The organism is Halobacillus salinarum (genome assembly GCF_022919095.1).
Lineage (GTDB): Bacteria > Bacillota > Bacilli > Bacillales > Halobacillaceae > Halobacillus_B > Halobacillus_B salinarum.
Genome location: NZ_CP095073.1, coordinates 538,975 through 554,407, shown reverse-complemented (window position 1 = coordinate 554,407; position 15,433 = coordinate 538,975). Strand labels below are relative to the sequence as shown.

At 48.3% G+C, this 15,433-nt stretch carries 14 protein-coding genes and 1 pseudogene; 4 read left to right on the top strand and 11 right to left on the bottom strand.

What is annotated here, in order from left to right:
• Window positions 1-43: 43 nt before the first annotated feature.
• The 5 genes and pseudogenes from cydC to MUN89_RS03060 form a co-directional block, all read right to left on the bottom strand.
• Window positions 44-1,789: a thiol reductant ABC exporter subunit CydC gene (cydC, locus tag MUN89_RS03080; RefSeq protein ID WP_244711304.1), complete on the bottom strand. Its 1,746-nt coding sequence runs from the start codon at window positions 1,787-1,789 to the stop codon at window positions 44-46.
• A pseudogene (gene cydD / locus MUN89_RS03075) lies at window positions 1,743-3,505 on the bottom strand (thiol reductant ABC exporter subunit CydD). Before cydD ends, cydC begins: the two are co-directional and overlap by 47 nt.
• Window positions 3,505-4,515, bottom strand: a complete 1,011-nt coding sequence (gene cydB / locus MUN89_RS03070) for a cytochrome d ubiquinol oxidase subunit II (protein WP_244711302.1) — start codon at window positions 4,513-4,515, stop codon at window positions 3,505-3,507. The pseudogene cydD and the gene cydB overlap by 1 nt, the downstream one beginning before the upstream one ends.
• On the bottom strand, window positions 4,515-5,912 hold the full coding sequence (locus tag MUN89_RS03065) for a cytochrome ubiquinol oxidase subunit I (RefSeq protein ID WP_244711300.1): 1,398 nt from the start codon (window positions 5,910-5,912) through the stop codon (window positions 4,515-4,517). Before MUN89_RS03065 ends, cydB begins: the two co-directional genes overlap by 1 nt.
• 446 nt (window positions 5,913-6,358) lie before the next feature.
• Window positions 6,359-6,502 (bottom strand): hypothetical protein, encoded by a 144-nt coding sequence (locus tag MUN89_RS03060; RefSeq protein ID WP_244711298.1) that lies wholly within the window; start codon window positions 6,500-6,502, stop codon window positions 6,359-6,361.
• 70 nt (window positions 6,503-6,572) lie between these two features.
• Between MUN89_RS03060 and MUN89_RS03055 the strand changes: the two genes are divergently transcribed.
• Window positions 6,573-7,631 (top strand): DmpA family aminopeptidase, encoded by a 1,059-nt coding sequence (locus tag MUN89_RS03055; protein ID WP_244711297.1) that lies wholly within the window; start codon window positions 6,573-6,575, stop codon window positions 7,629-7,631.
• Between the two features lie 75 nt (window positions 7,632-7,706).
• Here the strand turns inward: MUN89_RS03055 and MUN89_RS03050 are convergent, their stop codons facing one another.
• Window positions 7,707-8,525, bottom strand: coding sequence for an aldo/keto reductase (locus tag MUN89_RS03050; protein WP_244711295.1), 819 nt, complete (start codon window positions 8,523-8,525; stop codon window positions 7,707-7,709).
• Window positions 8,526-8,679: 154 nt separating this feature from the next.
• Between MUN89_RS03050 and MUN89_RS03045 the strand changes: the two genes are divergently transcribed.
• Entirely contained in the window at window positions 8,680-9,048 is a 369-nt protein-coding gene (locus MUN89_RS03045; protein WP_244711293.1) for a YybH family protein, read from the top strand.
• 3 nt (window positions 9,049-9,051) lie between these two features.
• On the opposite strand, the gene MUN89_RS03040 is transcribed toward MUN89_RS03045, so the two are convergent.
• The 5 genes from MUN89_RS03040 to MUN89_RS03020 all read right to left on the bottom strand — a co-directional run bounded on the left by MUN89_RS03040 (window position 9,052) and on the right by MUN89_RS03020 (window position 13,898).
• Window positions 9,052-9,546, bottom strand: a complete 495-nt coding sequence (locus tag MUN89_RS03040; RefSeq protein WP_244713552.1) for an O-acetyl-ADP-ribose deacetylase — start codon at window positions 9,544-9,546, stop codon at window positions 9,052-9,054.
• A 90-nt stretch (window positions 9,547-9,636) separates the two neighbouring features.
• Complete coding sequence (locus MUN89_RS03035; protein WP_244711291.1) at window positions 9,637-9,942, bottom strand: YciI family protein; 306 nt, start codon at window positions 9,940-9,942, stop codon at window positions 9,637-9,639.
• Between the two features lie 226 nt (window positions 9,943-10,168).
• A complete protein-coding gene (gene fdhA, locus MUN89_RS03030) occupies window positions 10,169-11,383 on the bottom strand; it encodes a formaldehyde dehydrogenase, glutathione-independent (protein WP_244711289.1) in 1,215 nt (404 codons plus the stop codon).
• A gap of 205 nt (window positions 11,384-11,588) precedes the next feature.
• Window positions 11,589-12,695, bottom strand: coding sequence for a threonine aldolase family protein (locus tag MUN89_RS03025; RefSeq protein WP_244711288.1), 1,107 nt, complete (start codon window positions 12,693-12,695; stop codon window positions 11,589-11,591).
• 426 nt (window positions 12,696-13,121) lie between these two features.
• Window positions 13,122-13,898, bottom strand: coding sequence for a 3-hydroxybutyrate dehydrogenase (locus tag MUN89_RS03020; RefSeq protein ID WP_244711286.1), 777 nt, complete (start codon window positions 13,896-13,898; stop codon window positions 13,122-13,124).
• 112 nt (window positions 13,899-14,010) lie between these two features.
• Here MUN89_RS03020 and MUN89_RS03015 point away from each other — a divergent pair, with 112 nt between their 5' ends.
• Window positions 14,011-14,916, top strand: a complete 906-nt coding sequence (locus MUN89_RS03015; protein WP_244713550.1) for a LysR family transcriptional regulator — start codon at window positions 14,011-14,013, stop codon at window positions 14,914-14,916.
• 81 nt (window positions 14,917-14,997) lie between these two features.
• Window positions 14,998-15,417, top strand: a complete 420-nt coding sequence (locus tag MUN89_RS03010; protein ID WP_244711284.1) for a carboxymuconolactone decarboxylase family protein — start codon at window positions 14,998-15,000, stop codon at window positions 15,415-15,417.
• Window positions 15,418-15,433 lie beyond the last annotated feature (16 nt).

The following is a 15,433-nucleotide window of genomic DNA, read 5'->3' as shown; positions in this document are numbered from 1 at the left end:
TATAACACCTTTTGGTTATATCTAAGATTATAACACCAAATGGTTATATGTCAAAGGTAAGCGGTGAACCAAATGGATGATCCAGAGCATACAAACGTGCGTATCTTTCGTTGTCGTGAAGCAAGCGCTCATGGCTATCGGCAAAGATAAGCTTGCCTTGTTCTAAAAAGAGCACCCGGTCGGTTAAATGAATCGAAGCCAGGTGGTGGGTAATCCACAGCACCGTTTTCCCGTCCAGGACTTCAAAGATCGTTGCCAGCAGTTCTTTTTCGGTAATTGGGTCAAGCCCGATCGTTGGTTCATCAAGAATGACGACCGGTGCATCCTGTAACAGGATTCTGGCAAGCGCAATCCGCTGTCTCTGGCCCCCGGAAAAACGGGTACCCATTTCGTGCATCGGCGTTTGATAGCCTTCCGGAAGCGACTGAATATGCTCATGAAGCTTCACTTGTTTAGCCGCCCAGTAGACTTCTTCATCTGTGGCGTTCGGTTTTCCTAATCGAATATTGTTCAGGACCGTGGTATTAAACAAGTGCGGCTGCTGGTTTAAGACAGCAACCCAATTCGAAATATCAGCCCCTATCCTTGCCGTCTGCACACCTTTAATCGTTACGCTGCCGCCGTCCGGACGTAGGACGCCTTCCACCAGCTTAAGGATGGTCGACTTCCCTGCACCGCTCGGACCTAGGAGAGCGGCTTTCTCCCCTGGCTTTAAAGTAAAAGAAAGATCCTCCAGAATGGTTTTGTGCTCATAGGTAAACGAAACGTGATTCAACGACAGGGTCACCCCCTGGTCATTCCGTTCAGCAAGGATGGCTTCCACAGGCTCAGCCTCTGCCGCATCACCAAGCCCATGCAGCCGGTCGATCGAGCTTTGATAGGCTGGGAGCTCACTTACTGCACTGGACAGAGGCAGAAAAGCCTCAGTCAGCGGAAATAAGACGAGTACAAACGCAGCGATGAACGTTGGAGCAAGACTTCCAGCTTCACTCAGCCCTGAGCTCCAAATGAACATGGAGATCACCATGGCCGCTACTACCACCTGAGCGGAAAAATTCCTCCAGCGTACGAAGCTGCTCTGTTTCCTGTCGAGCTCCTGCTGGTATGCTTCTGCTTGTTCATAATCGTCGATGAAATCCGCTGCCCGGCCGCTTGCCTGCCAGTCGCTGATGCCCATAATTGCATTAATCAAACGTTTGTACAATTCTTGTTTTCCTGTTTTCATGCGGGCGACTCTAGCCTTTGTGACAAGCAGGGAAAGGAATGGATAGACGAACACGAGCACGCCTGCATACACTGCCATCAGGATGGCAAAGGGCCATGAATAGAATCCGAGAGTTACGATCGATAAACAATAGAGAAAAAGAGCAATCAGACTTGGAAAGACGGTTTTTAAATAAATATCCTGCAGCCGCTCCACGTCCTCTGCAAGAACACCGAGCAGCTCGCCTGTGTTCATCTTAAAACGCGCCGTCAATACTTTCGGTTCGACCAGCTGGTAAACTCTTAGTCTCATATTCGAAAGAATCTTCAAGACGACATTGTGACTGGTTAGTCTTTCCGCATAGCGCAGCACCGAACGGCCGATGCCAAAGGTCCGTACAGCTACGATCGGTACATAGATCATTAATAAATTTTCCGGTTTGGTCGCGGCTTTTGAAATAAGAAAGCCGGACGTAAACATTAAGAGAGCAGCTGAAATGGAAGCAAACGCTCCTAACAGGAGAACGATCGTTAAGAGTCTATGATTCTCTCGTAAATAAGGCAGGACCCATCCGTTTTTCCTCATTGCTATTCCCCCTTTGCGCCTCCACCATGGCGTAGTAAGCACCTCTTCGCCACATGAGCTGTTCATGCGTGCCTTCTTCTATCACTTCTCCATCTTGTAAAAAATAAATATAGTCCATATCCTGCATCCAGTGCAGCCGGTGAGTAGCGAGAAACACCACTTTCCCCTCAAACAAGTGAAGCAGCTGCGGCTTGATCTGGTATTCTGTTTCAATGTCCAAATGCGCAGTCGGTTCATCGAGAAGCAGAATCGGACGGTCTGCAAGAAAAGCACGGGCCACAGCAATCCGCTGAGCCTGACCGCCACTTACGGCCCGCCCGCCTTCGCCGATTTTTTCATCCAATCCATCAGGAAGCTCCTGCAGCAAATCACCTAAACCAGCTTTAACAGCGGCTGCCTCTGCTTCCTTCAAGGTCGCTGTTGGCTCGTAAAACCGGATGTTGTCTAACAGCGACCCTTCGAATAAGTAAGGATGCTGCGGCAGGTAACTAAGCTGGCTCTGCCAGTCATGACGCTGTAAATGCGTAAACGACTGACCGCCGATTTCCGCTCTTCCCCGCTCCGCTTCCACGAACCCGACGATAAATTCGATTAAGCTGGATTTCCCTGCCCCGCTTTCTCCGACGACGCCAATTTTTTGAAAACCTTTTACAGATAGGTCGACCTTTTGCAGACAAGGAGTCTCTGCCGCTTCATGCTGCACCGTTACGGAACGAAGCTTCAACTCTGAATCATTGTCCCAGTTCCCAACCGGAAGCTTCTGTTCATCTTTCAACCGGGGCATGGCGGCGATTCCCTTCAGCTTGCGCCCGGCTTCTTTCCCATTTAACGTAGCGTGGTAATCCGAGCCAATCTCCCGGACAGGAAGAAAATATTCAGGAGCAAGGATTAAGATCGCAAGCGCAGGTTCAAGCAGGATCTCCCGTTGACTAATCGCAGTCCGAGAAAAACGGCAACCGTTGCGACAGAGAGCATTGTAAAGAAATCCATCGCAAAGGAAGAAAGAAACGCAACGCGCAAGGTTCCCATTGTAGACGTCCGGTAGCGTTCACTGACGGTATTTATTTTCTCCGTATGAGAGCGGCTCAAGCCTAAATACTTCAGTGTTTCCAAGCCTCTCAGCGAATCTACAAAGTGATTGGAAAGCACTTTATACATCGACCACTGCTTATCGGATTTCTTTTTGGCAGCGAGGCCGAGCAGAATCATAAACCCGACTAAGACAGGGATGGTGACAAACAGAACGACAGCTGAGGTTAAATCCTTGAATAAAATATAAAATCCTATCATTGCAGGAAGCACAGCCATGTTCGCCATTTTAGGAAGAAAAAGCACGAGATACTGCCTGAATTGGGTCACCCCTTCAATCACCAGCGTCACGACATTGCCGGTGCCGAGTTTTCTTGCTGCTGGCGGTCCTAAATGAAACAGGTTTTCCAGCACTTCCCGGCGGAGTTCCTTGCTGGTTTTGCTGGCAAAGTGATACACTGCTTGATCTTTAAACCCATGAATGAGGTGTCTTAAGATAAAACAAAAGCCAAACCCGGCAATTTCCACAAGGACATCCTCGACGGCCCCTTTTTGAAAGAGATGGGCAATCACAGCTGAAAGGAGCACGGCCTGGTATATAATCGCCAGGCCCTGCAGGATTGTCAATCCGACCAGTACAGCTGTCATTCGTTTCATCCCTCGCTCGCGAAACAGTTCTCTGTCCATTAGTAGACCATATCCTTCCCGTCCACACGTTTACGGAACACATAATAGCTCCAAATCTGATAGCCGAGTACAAACGGCAGTAAAGTGAGCGCAACGATCGTCATCACTTTCAGGGAATACGGACCTGAAGCTGCGTTATAAACGGTTAAATTATACGTACTGTTCAAAGAGCTGACCATGACTCGTGGAAACAATCCAGTGAAAATAGTCGCCACGGTCGTCATGATCCCTAACCCGCTGAAGAAAAATGCCAAGCCGTCCCGTTTCTTCCCGAGCATGGCGGCAGATACTCCGTAACTGATGACGATGAAAGCGGCCATGACTATAGTGATTTCGCCGTGGTAGGTAAACAAATCCGTTTCCAATATAGACAGACTGACGAGCGCGACAAGCGCGGCAAGTACGACATAAACCATGGTGTGGGCAAGCTCACGTGCCCTCATCTGTAAATCACCGACCGTACGCAAGGTGAGGAACACGAGACCGTGCAGGAAGCAGAGCAGCGTCACAGTAACTCCGCCGGTTACGGTATAGAGGTTGACAAAATCGCTGAACCCCGCCCGCATCGTCATCGAACCGTCAATCGGCATGCCGCGTAGAAGACTTGTGAACAGCACCCCGAACAAAAACGGCGGCAGGAGGCTACCGATAAACACCACCCAGTCCCAGGCTTTGGTCCAGGCTCTTGTTTTCACTTTGCCTCGAAATTCAAACGCCACCCCGCGGCCGATCAAGGCAAGCAGGACAAAGACAAAGGGCACGTAATAGCCACTGAACATCGTCGCGTACCAATGAGGAAAAGCTGCGAAAATGGCCCCGCCCCCGGTTAACAGCCACACTTCATTGGCATCCCAGAACGGCCCGATCGTATTGACGAGAATTCTCCGTTCGAAATCATTTCTCCCGAGAAACCGGGTGGCCATCCCAACGCCGAAATCAAATCCTTCAAGAAAAAAGAAACCGATAAATAATACCGCCACCAGCATAAACCATAGTTCACTAAGCTCCATTATTGCATGACCTCCTTCTCAAATGGATCGATGGATCGACGAGGATCCTTGGCTTGCTCTTCGTGTTCTGTTCCCTTCTTAATTTCACGGACGAATAAATAAACGAGCACGATCGCAAGCACGAGATAAATCAACGTAAACGTAATCAAGGAAAACAGCAGGGACTCGACAGACACGTTCGGCGAAACGGAAGCGGAAGTCGTCATCAGCCCGAACACCGTCCACGGCTGCCGGCCGATTTCAGTCATGACCCACCCCGCCGTATTCGCAAGAAACGGGAACGAGATCATAGCCACCATCACCCTTAGAAACCCTTTTTTCTCCATCAGCCGTTCTTTGAAGTTGTACCAAAGCGCCATCATGCTCATTAAGATCATTAACAGGCCGGCACCAGCCATAATCCGGAAGCTCCAGAACGTCGTTTTCACCGGCGGAATGTAGTTTCCTTCCCCGTATTTCTGTTCATACTGCTTTTGCAGCGTGTGAATGCCAGGGACTTCGCCGGAAAACTTCTCATAAGCAAGGTAGCTGAGCGCAAACGGGACAGCGATTTGAAAATCGTTCTTTTCTTCCTCTGTATTGATACCTGCAAAAATCGTCCAGCTCGCAGGATCTCCGCTGTCTTCCCAGAGCGCTTCACTCGCTGCCATTTTCATCGGCTGGGATTCCATTAAATGCTTCGCCTGAGAATGCCCGCTGAAGGCGACTCCCATTCCGGCAATTAAAGCGATGACCATCGCCATGGAAAAGGACTTCTTAAAAAACTGAACTTCCTGTTTTTTCAAAAGCTTGACGGCACTGACCCCGCCGATAAAAAAGGCTCCTGTCGCAAGCGCACCAAAGATGACGTGAGGAAACTCGACTAGAAACTGTGGATTTGTTAACAGCGCGAAAAAGTCGTTCATCTCGGCTCTGCCGTTGTTCATCGCAAAGCCGACCGGCTCCTGCATGAATGAGTTGGCAGCCAAAATCCACATCGCAGACAGCACCGTCCCTAGAGAAACGAGCCAGATGCAGGCTAAATGAACTTTTTTTGATAACCGGTCCCAGCCGAAAATCCATAACCCGATAAACGTGGATTCCATAAAAAAGGCAAGGAGCGCTTCAATCGCAAGCGGAGCCCCAAACACGTCGCCTACAAACCTGGAATACTCCGACCAGTTCATGCCAAACTGAAACTCCTGAATGATTCCGGTCACGACGCCAACGGCAAAATTAATAAGAAATAAATGCCCCCAGAACTTAGCCATCTTCTTGTAAATTTCCTGACCTTTCACAACGTAGAATGTTTCCATTAAAGCGACCATGAACACTAAGCCGATGGATAACGGCACAAATAAAAAGTGAAAAATTGTAGTTGCGCCAAATTGCAGCCTTGCCAGCATGAGTTCATTCATAAGCTTCCCTCCGCACTTGAATTAATAGTTAAATAGTAACCTTTGCTCGATACTTCACATGATTATTGTATCCGAAAAAACTGTTCTCTGTGCTGGATGGATTTGGCTAAATTGTTACAGCTATGTAGCGAATTTGTGACAGTTGTGATTTTTTTCACAAAAAGTGGTTTTTCCCATTTTCCCGACAAAAAAAGCCGCATTGAACGATAAAATCGTCCAATGCGGCTTTCAAAAAGTCAGCACTTCTTCCTCGTGACAGGAGTCCTGCCTGAACTTATGAATAGTCACGGTCATGGTAGTGATCGGCTCGGCCGCGTGATGAAGGAATACCAAGCAGCACCCGGACCACTCCGATTAATACAAACAAAATCACAATTCCAAGCGCCATTCCCATATGATCGCCTCCTAGTAGGACCTTTTCCTTAAAGCAGCATCGTCAAACCCATTCAAAATAACAAGAGAGCGCTGAAATAAATAAAACTCATAGCGAGAAAAGCCGTAAAAAAGGTAATGATCGGCTTCGGCAGCCGGCCGCGGACAGAGATGAGCAGCAATCCAATCAAAATATGAAACCCTAAGAAAATCAGCACGCTTCACCCTCCCCGTTAGGCTCTTCCTTAATGATACAATGAACCTTAAGAGAGCGGAAGGAGTGCGTCTATGCAGAAACGAATCAGAGACTACGGATTAACTATCGGGAATCTTACCCCCGGCAAAAAGAACGCGATCACGGACGTAGAAGGAGTCACGGTCGGTCATGTGACCCTTAGTGACGGGCCTGTGCAGACAGGTGTTACGGCGATCATCCCTCACCAAGACAGCCTGTTTCAGGAAAAATTAACAGCTTCGAGCGTTGTGTTAAACGGCTTCGGTAAGACGATGGGAACCATTCAATTAAATGAACTCGGCGTATTGGAAACCCCGATCATCCTGACGAATACGCTGAATGTCGGGACGGCAGCAGATGCGCTCATTCAATCTATGCTGAGCAACAATCCGGAAATCGGCCGGACGACTGGAACGGTCAACCCGGTTATCGGGGAATGCAACGATATGTATTTGAATGATATCCGGGCCCAAGCCGTCACAAAAAAGCACGTATGGAATGCGCTGAACACCGCCTCCGATTCTTTTGACGAAGGCAGTGCCGGCGCAGGAAGAGGCATGGTTTGCTATTCGTTAAAAGGCGGCATCGGCACCGCTTCTAGGCAGATGCCCCTTCCCCACGGGACTTATACGCTCGGAGTGCTGGTACTTGCCAATTTTGGCAGGTTAAGCGATTTAACCATTCAAGGATGTCCTGTAGGAACGGAACTTGCAGAGAAACTGGAGAAAGTTGAACAGCAAAAGGATAAAGGCTCGATCATGATCATTACAGCAACGGATTTACCCGTTTCGGACCGGCAGCTCAACCGGATTCTGAAACGTGCAGCGACCGGCCTGTCGCGAACCGGCTCGACGATTAGTCACGGGAGCGGGGATATCGTCATCGGCTTCTCTACAGTGAATCGTATACCGCACAAGAATTCCAATCAGCTGGCAACCCAGCAGATGATCCATGAAGAGGAGATCGACCTTCCCTTCCGCGCGATGGGAGAAGCCGTTGAAGAAGCTGTCTTGAATGCCCTGATTACGGCTGAATCCATAACCGGCCGCGGCGGCCATCAACGACCTGCTCTGAAAGACCTCATCGAAGAATACGATATCTCTTTTCGTTAGATCTAAGAAGCTGGAAGGCAAGTAAAATTCCCGCTTCATGCTTTTGTCTTGTCCTCGAACTTTCGTTCAAGGTGTCTACTTCACTTCTAACGGATGTCTTCCCTGCCGCGCTCCTTTATCAAGCTGAACAATCTGATTCATCTCTGCTTCACTTAATTCAAAATCAAACAAGTCGAGGTTTTCTTTAATTCTATGAGGCGTGACTGATTTCGGGATGATGATCGTGTCATTCTGCAAATGCCAGCGCAGGATCACTTGCGCGGGAGTTTTCCCGTGCGCTTCAGCAATCGAAAGAATCGTTGAATCTTTCAGAACTTCTCCGCCCTGCATGATCGGCCCCCAGGCTTCCACAAAAATATCATGACGGCGGCAATAATTCTTGATTTCCTCCTGCGCGAAGTACGGATGACACTCCACCTGGTTCAGTACCGGAGTGACGGAGCACTCGGCCAAAAGCCGGTCCAGATGTTCAGTTTGAAAGTTGCTGACGCCGATCGCTTTCACTTTACCGTCGGCATATAATTTTTCCAGCGCCTGATACGTCTCGACATATTTGTTATTCGCCGGCGCCGGCCAATGGATTAAATAAAGGTCAATATACTCAAGCCCGAGCCTCTCACGGCTGCGTTCAAAGGCATGTAAGGCTTCTTCGTATCCCTGCTCATGGTTCCAGAGCTTCGTCGTAATGAATAAATCCTCGCGTGGAATGGAGCTTTTTTGCAGAGCCCGCCCCACCCCTTCTTCATTTTCATAGTAGGAAGCGGTGTCGATTGAACGGTAGCCTGCCTCTAAGGCGTGGGTAACCGCCGCTTCCGCTTCATCGTTAGGAATCTTAAACACTCCAAAGCCGACTTGCGGCATAACAACGTTATTATTTAAAGTTTTATAGCGCATGTTTTTCCTCCAGTCCTAGGTTTTATTCAAGTATAGATTCGATGTACCGCTCCCATTCTCCTGTTTTAGTTAGAAGTTTCCTGATCATGCAGGACTTGCTCCCGGGAAAAAAGAATTCTAGTTTGAAAGACTAATCCGGCTAAGGAGGAGCTTTATGAAAGTCGAGCATTTCTTTTCAGAATTTGAGCAGGCCGCCAACACCACTGACTTTTCACAGGTCGAACCATTTATTGACGAGGATGCGATTTACTGGTTTTCGGATGGCAGCTTCATCGGGAAATCCGAGATCCGCTCAGCGTTTGAACAAACGTGGCAGACGATTAAAAATGAAATCTACCAAATGAAAGACATCGAGTGGCTTGGGATTACGGAAGAAATCGCGGTCTGTGTCTACCATTTTCATTCCAATGGCGAAGTGGACGGCCATCCCTTTTCCGCAAAGGGACGGGGAACAAACGTCTTCAGGCAAACCAATGGAGAATGGAAAATCATCCATGAGCATTTGAGCCGGCTGCCTGACTGATGATCAGGTTAACCGGTCTTCGTACAGCTGTTTATTCTCGTCATCAAAGCAGACGAACGCCACTTTTTCAATGTCTTGATGCGCTTCCAAGTAACGGCCGACCGTGTCAATCGCGATATCTGCAGCCTTGTCCTTCGGGAAGCCGTAGATTCCAGTACTGATATTTGGAAAAGCGACGGTTTTCAAGTCATTTTCAGACGCTGTTTTTAAGGAGTTGGAATAACAAGAGGCAAGCAGCTGCTCTTCCTTTTTGCCGCCTCCGTTCCAAACCGGTCCGACTGTATGAATCACCTTTTTAGACGGCAGCTCTCCGGCTGTCGTGATCACGGCTTCCCCGGTTTCACAGCCGCCGATGTCCCGGCATTCCTCCATAATCGCAGCCCCTCCGGCACGGTGGATGGCCCCATCGACTCCTCCCCCGCCTTTTAATTGTTTGTTCGCAGCGTTTACAATCGCATCTACATCGAGCTTTGTAATATCTGCTTTAATGACTTCCATTCGTTCAGACACGTGGATCATCCTCTCTTATTTTTTCCAGCTTCCGATGTGTGTTTCATTCCACAATTCGAAAAAGGACAAACAGGAAGGCTATTTTCCGCCGTAGCCCTGCTGCAGAAGTGAAACGCGGTAAGGATGGAGCTCCGCTTTCATGACTCCTGCTTTTACAGACGGGTCATTCTCCATCAGCTCGCGGGCCGCTTCTTCTGTCTCGCTTTGAATAATCACGATGCCAAAGGCTCCATCCAGACAAGGACCTGCCATAACGAGTTTCTTTTCTTCAAGCAAAGCTTTTAAGTAGTCAAAGTGGTCGCTCATGACATCCGATTCTTCTTCGGTCATCGAGTCAATAAAGTTCGGCCGTTCCGATTGAATGGTATAGACAAACTCTTTCATACAAGTAAATCCTCCTTTTATTATGCGAATGATGAATAAAGATCCTGCTCACGTTCACGACAAGCAAAGCTGTTCATGAACAGATGCTACTATCTTAAACAGGGTATTTCTTTGAATCCCCCCCATTCTTCCACTCTTTTCTACTATTATAAAATCTTTCTTCCCTATAAAAAAGGAATGCCTGCTCCCATCCGCAGTGGAAGCAGGCATCCCTGTTCATAAAAGGTTATCTTGATCTCACCAGCCCATGAGGGTCGAGAACGAATTTTTTCGCGACACCGCTGTCAAATTCTTCATAGCCGTAAGGGGCTTCTTCGAGCGAAATCACCGTTGCGTTCACTGCATTGGCAATATCCGCTTTATCATGAAGAATCGCCTTCATCAATCCGTGGTGGTACTGCATGACGGGTGTCTGGCCGGTGACGAACGTCTGAGCTTTCGCCCAGCCTAAGCCGAAATCAAGCTTTAAAGATCCGCGGCGGGCGTCTTCATCAGACGCGCCAGGATCCTCTGTGACGTAGAGACCCGGAATGCCTAAGCCGCCGCCTGCTTTCGTCGTTTCCATGACCGAATTGAGCACTTTGGCTGGAGCTTCCTCATGCTGGTGGCCGTGCGCTTCAAATCCGACACAGTCGATCGCGGCATCGACTTCCGGCACGCCGAGAATCTGGTCGATCTGCTCACTAATATCATCATGCTCACTAATATTAATCGTTTCACAGCCGAAGCTTCGTGCCTGCTGCAGGCGCTCTTCTATCAGATCTCCGACGATAACAACGGAGGCACCCAGCAGCTGGGCGGAATGCGCGGCAGCGAGCCCTACCGGCCCGGCGCCCGCGATGTACACGGTGGAGCCCATTTTCACACCTGCTGTATAAGCTCCGTGAAAACCAGTTGGAAAAATGTCAGACAGCATCGTTAAATCCAGAATCTTTTCCATCGCCTGATCTTTATCGGGAAATGTAAGTACTTGAAAGTCGGCATAAGGAACCATAACGTATTCGGCCTGGCCGCCGACCCAGCCGCCCATATCAACATAACCGTACGCAGATCCCGGACGGTCAGGATTTACATTCAAACAAATATGCGTCTTACCTTCAATACAATTGCGGCAGCGTCCGCAGGCAATGTTAAACGGCACAGAGACGAGATCACCCTTACGGACAAACTCGACATCACGGCCGGTTTCAATCACTTCCCCGGTGATTTCGTGGCCGAGCACCAGTCCTTCCGGTGCTGTCGTCCGGCCCCGGACCATGTGCTGGTCACTGCCGCAAATATTCGTAGATACGACTTTCAAAATGACCCCGTGTTCGCATTTTCGACCGACATTCTTCGGATTGACCCCTGGCCCGTCCCTTAAGACAAGCTCAGGAAAATCTATGTCCTTGACCGTTACGCTTCCATTTCCAGAGTAGGCTACTGCCCTGTTTCCACTCATGATTCATCCTCCTTCGAATTTTTCCAAAAACAAGACCGGACGATTCCAAGCACGGTTCGTTGAAGCGTTTTCAATACCATTCAGCCATTCAGGCTGCTGCGAACAAGCGGGGACCACCTCCCTAGCCGTTTTTACAAAAATTGCATTATAGGTTTCTTTCCCTGCTCACATGCGCTTAAACAAAAATAAAGATGCCTGAATTTATTCAGACACCTTTTACATACATCTTCTGCAATTTCTCACGAAGCAGCTGAAACGCCTTTTCTACAGTGATTTGAGGCACATTGGCGTATGCGTCTCCAACATTCACTTCGAAATAGAGCGTGCCATCAGCAGTGTCGCCAAGAAATCCGGTTAAGCCTAAGTCTGTTTCTTCATAAATATCGATTAGAATCGGCTCAAGGACATCCCGTTTGGCGTTGACATGCACGTGAAACATGTTGGAAACGGGTTCACGAGGCACGGTAAGAATATCCGGGCACTCATTATAAAAAGAAGCTAACGTTTTTGCTTGTTCATAATAGAGTGCCATCTGATCTTTTCTTTGTTCGAAATAGTAATCCGCACTGAGGGTATAAGGATAAAGGCTGATCAAGTCGCCCCCGTGCCTGCGCTTCCACACTTTGGACTGGCTGATCAAATCTTTGTCTCCTGCGAGAATCGCCCCGGCAATGCCGCCGATCCCTTTATAGAAGGATAGATAGACACTATCAAACAAAGCAGAAACCTCTGCGGCCGTTTTTTGATAGAATGGCAGAATTTCAAGCAGCCTCGCTCCGTCCAGGTGCAGCTTAATCCCCTGTTCACGGCAATACGCGGAAATTTGTTCAAGCGTTTGATAGGAAGGCAGCTGCCCGCCGATTTCCCGCTGCGGAAGCTCAAGTAAAATACAAGCCGGGTTCTCTTCCAGCTTGGTAATATCCTCAAGCTCAACTACATGATTGCGGTCGGTCAAAAGAACCGGCTCAAGGCCGTGCAATTCCCGGATACCGTTCTCTTCATGAATCTCCAGGTGGCTGAGCGGGTGATAGCCGATCTTCTTAGTGCCCTTTTCATCGGCCCAGATTCTGAGCGCGATTTGCTGCGCCATTGTGCCGCTCGGAAAAAAGACAGCCGCTTCTTTCCCGAGAAATTCGGCCATTTTTTCTTCAAAAGGATTAATAGTCCGGCCATTGCCATACATATCGCTGAGTCTTTCTCCGTCTATTTCATCCATAACGGTTTTTAAAACGTTGACATTCCTCGGCCCGTGGCCGGTGTGTTTATACTTCGTTTGTTTATAGGCTTCAAATAGTGTGGTTTGTGCTGTCATCTTTTTCCCCCTTAGTCTATTTCTATATCCTTTGATAAAGAAATTCAAGGGAAGATGGTTTTTTGCCATATTCTACCTATATAAGAGAGGAAGGAGGAAACAGCAAAAAAGAATCCCCATTCAGGAGATTCACAGGCTGTCGAAAAAGTACCTGCTTGTTTTTTAAGGAGAAGGGGCAGGGGAAATGCTCGCTTTCCGCAGGCGACGGCAAGCCGAGAGCCTACAGCTCGATTTTGCGAGGAAGTCCGCTTTATTAAGGAGAGTCGAAGAAGACACGACTGTGTCATCATCGAAGGGCACCGAACGTGCAAGGCAGCGGAAAGCGACGTGATTGCCACCACAGGGAAAAAACAGCTTACAGAAAAGCCAAGGTTTTTCTATAAGCTGAGCTCCCCATTCAGAAGATACATACGCCGGTTGTGATCGTTATTGAGCTGTATAGCCTCCATCAATAACGATCGCCTGACCGGTTACACTTTTTGATTGATCACTCGCTAAGAACATCGCATAATCTGCGATTTCATTGACGCCTAGCAGCCGCTTCTGCGGCACGAGCGGATAGATGACCTCTTCTAATACCTTTTCCACCGGCACATTGCGTGTATCGGCAATTTCCTGCAATTGACCACGTACGAGCGGCGTGTCCACGTATCCCGGACAGAGGGCATTCACCGTCACGCCATAGGCGGCGGCTTCTAAAGCGGCAACCTTGGTCAGTCCAATCACGCCGTGCTTCGCGCTGTTATAAGCCGCTTTTCCTGCAAAGCCGACCAATCCATTGATGGAAGCCATATTGATAATCCGGCCGAAGCCCTGCTCTTTCATCAGAGGCAGCGCGTATTTTTTCGCAATAAATGGCGCGGTCAGCATGATTTTGATCATTAACTCAAATTTTTCTGTTGGAAACTCCTCGATCGGAGACACATGCTGAAGCCCGGCGTTATTTAAGAGCACATCGATTCTTCCGTACTTTTCGTTTGTCGTTTCGATCATGTGCTTGATGTCTTCTTCACTCGTGACATCTGCCTTCAACCCGGTCGCTTCCAACCCCTTACTTCGCAGTTCTTCTGCGGCCTGTTCCACTTTGTCCGTTTGTATATCGGTTAATACGACTTTGCTGCCATTTTCAGCAAACGTCCGGCCGATTTCATAGCCGATTCCGCTGGCAGAACCGGTAATCACCACCACTTTATCTTCAACCATTTCATTTCACTCCTAACTTCATCTCCATTTTACTCTTGCGCGAAATGTAAGTAAAATGAATGATAACTATATAACTTATGCGAATAAGTTATAGATCGGAGGGACATGCTTGATGGATATTCGACAGCTCACTTACTTTATCGCAGTCGCAAAACATAAGAGTTTTACAAAAGCAGCAGACGAACTTCATATCTCCCAGCCGTCGCTCAGCAAGACGGTCAGAAGCCTGGAGGATGAACTCGACATGGCACTGATTGACCGCTCGGCCCGGCAGATTGAATTAACAGAAGCCGGAGACATTGCCTACGAGCAGGCCCGGATGATCGTGAAATCGCTCGATACGTTCTCTACCCACCTGTATGATCTGATGCACTTGAAAAAAGGCAAAATCAAAATCGGCATTCCGCCGCTGATCGGTTTTTTATTTTTTCCGAGGATTATTAAGCAGTTTAATACTCAATTCCCAGATGTCCATATCGAGCTTGTCGAGGATGGCGCGAATAAAATCCAGAAGGACGTCAAGGATGGGCTGCTTGATTTCGGCATAATCGTTTTGCCTGCGGACGAAGAGGAGTTTGACATCGTGCCGTTTGTCCATGAGGAATTGATGCTGTTTATGAATGCATCTCACCCACTCGCTTTTAAAAAGAAAATCGAGATGAAGGAGCTTTTCGACGAGCCGTTTATCCTATTCCGTGAGGATTTCGCCCTACACGACCGCATTATTCAGGAGTGTCTCCGCGCTGGTTTCCGGCCGAACGTAGCGTATGAAAGTTCCCAGTGGGATTTTATCAGCGGCATGATCGCGGAGAACCTGGGAGTCTCGATATTTCCCCAGTCGATCGCGAAAAAAGTCAATCCTAACGAAGTGAAGGCTGTCCCTATCGTCCGGCCGCCGATCCCTTGGAAACTCGGCATTCTATTAAAAAAGGGCAAATACGTCTCACACGCTGCTCGTGAATTTATCGATCATATCACAACGCTCCATGACTCAGATCATTATTCAAATAACGAATAGGTATTATAATAAATATGTATTTTACGAATAGTAAAAATTCCTCTACAGTGATTTAGAATGATTTTTTTAGGAGGAATAACGATGACAAACCGCTATGAACAAGGCATGAATAAATTGATGGAATATACGACGAGTGACAGTGAAGACGTTTCAACGCACTTAAAAATCGGGGATGAATTAAGTGATATCGCTCCTGATATTAGTAAATATATTATCGAATTTGCTTATGGCGAGATTTACTCACGAAATGGCCTTTCCAATCAGCAGCGGGCGCTGATCACGATTTCCTCCCTCGTCACGCAGGGCACCGAGCCGCAGCTTGAGCTCCACATCAATACAGGACTTACGGCCGGCCTGTCTCCAGAGGAAATCGTTGAATCGATTACCCAGCTGATCCCTTATACCGGGTTTCCACGGGTGTTGAATGCCTTAAAAGTTGCGAAAAAGGTATTTGCCATCCGTAATGTTTCCGTAGAGAAAGCTGAAATGGCTCAGGCATAAAAGGACTAGGAGCTGT

Bases quoted from the DNA above. Each gene is read 5' to 3' on its own strand.
- MUN89_RS03040 (WP_244713552.1), bottom strand. From the start codon at position 9,546: ATGGAAGTCATTAAAGCAGATATTACAAAGCTCGATGTAGATGCGATT.
- MUN89_RS03055 (WP_244711297.1), top strand. From the start codon at position 6,573: ATGCAGAAACGAATCAGAGACTACGGATTAACTATCGGGAATCTTACC.
- MUN89_RS03020 (WP_244711286.1), bottom strand. From the start codon at position 13,898: ATGGTTGAAGATAAAGTGGTGGTGATTACCGGTTCTGCCAGCGGAATC.
- MUN89_RS03015 (WP_244713550.1), top strand. From the start codon at position 14,011: ATGGATATTCGACAGCTCACTTACTTTATCGCAGTCGCAAAACATAAG.
- cydC (WP_244711304.1), bottom strand. From the start codon at position 1,789: ATGAGGAAAAACGGATGGGTCCTGCCTTATTTACGAGAGAATCATAGA.
- MUN89_RS03010 (WP_244711284.1), top strand. From the start codon at position 14,998: ATGACAAACCGCTATGAACAAGGCATGAATAAATTGATGGAATATACG.
- fdhA (WP_244711289.1), bottom strand. From the start codon at position 11,383: ATGAGTGGAAACAGGGCAGTAGCCTACTCTGGAAATGGAAGCGTAACG.
- MUN89_RS03035 (WP_244711291.1), bottom strand. From the start codon at position 9,942: ATGAAAGAGTTTGTCTATACCATTCAATCGGAACGGCCGAACTTTATT.
- MUN89_RS03025 (WP_244711288.1), bottom strand. From the start codon at position 12,695: ATGACAGCACAAACCACACTATTTGAAGCCTATAAACAAACGAAGTAT.
- MUN89_RS03065 (WP_244711300.1), bottom strand. From the start codon at position 5,912: ATGAATGAACTCATGCTGGCAAGGCTGCAATTTGGCGCAACTACAATT.
- MUN89_RS03050 (WP_244711295.1), bottom strand. From the start codon at position 8,525: ATGCGCTATAAAACTTTAAATAATAACGTTGTTATGCCGCAAGTCGGC.
- MUN89_RS03045 (WP_244711293.1), top strand. From the start codon at position 8,680: ATGAAAGTCGAGCATTTCTTTTCAGAATTTGAGCAGGCCGCCAACACC.
- cydB (WP_244711302.1), bottom strand. From the start codon at position 4,515: ATGGAGCTTAGTGAACTATGGTTTATGCTGGTGGCGGTATTATTTATC.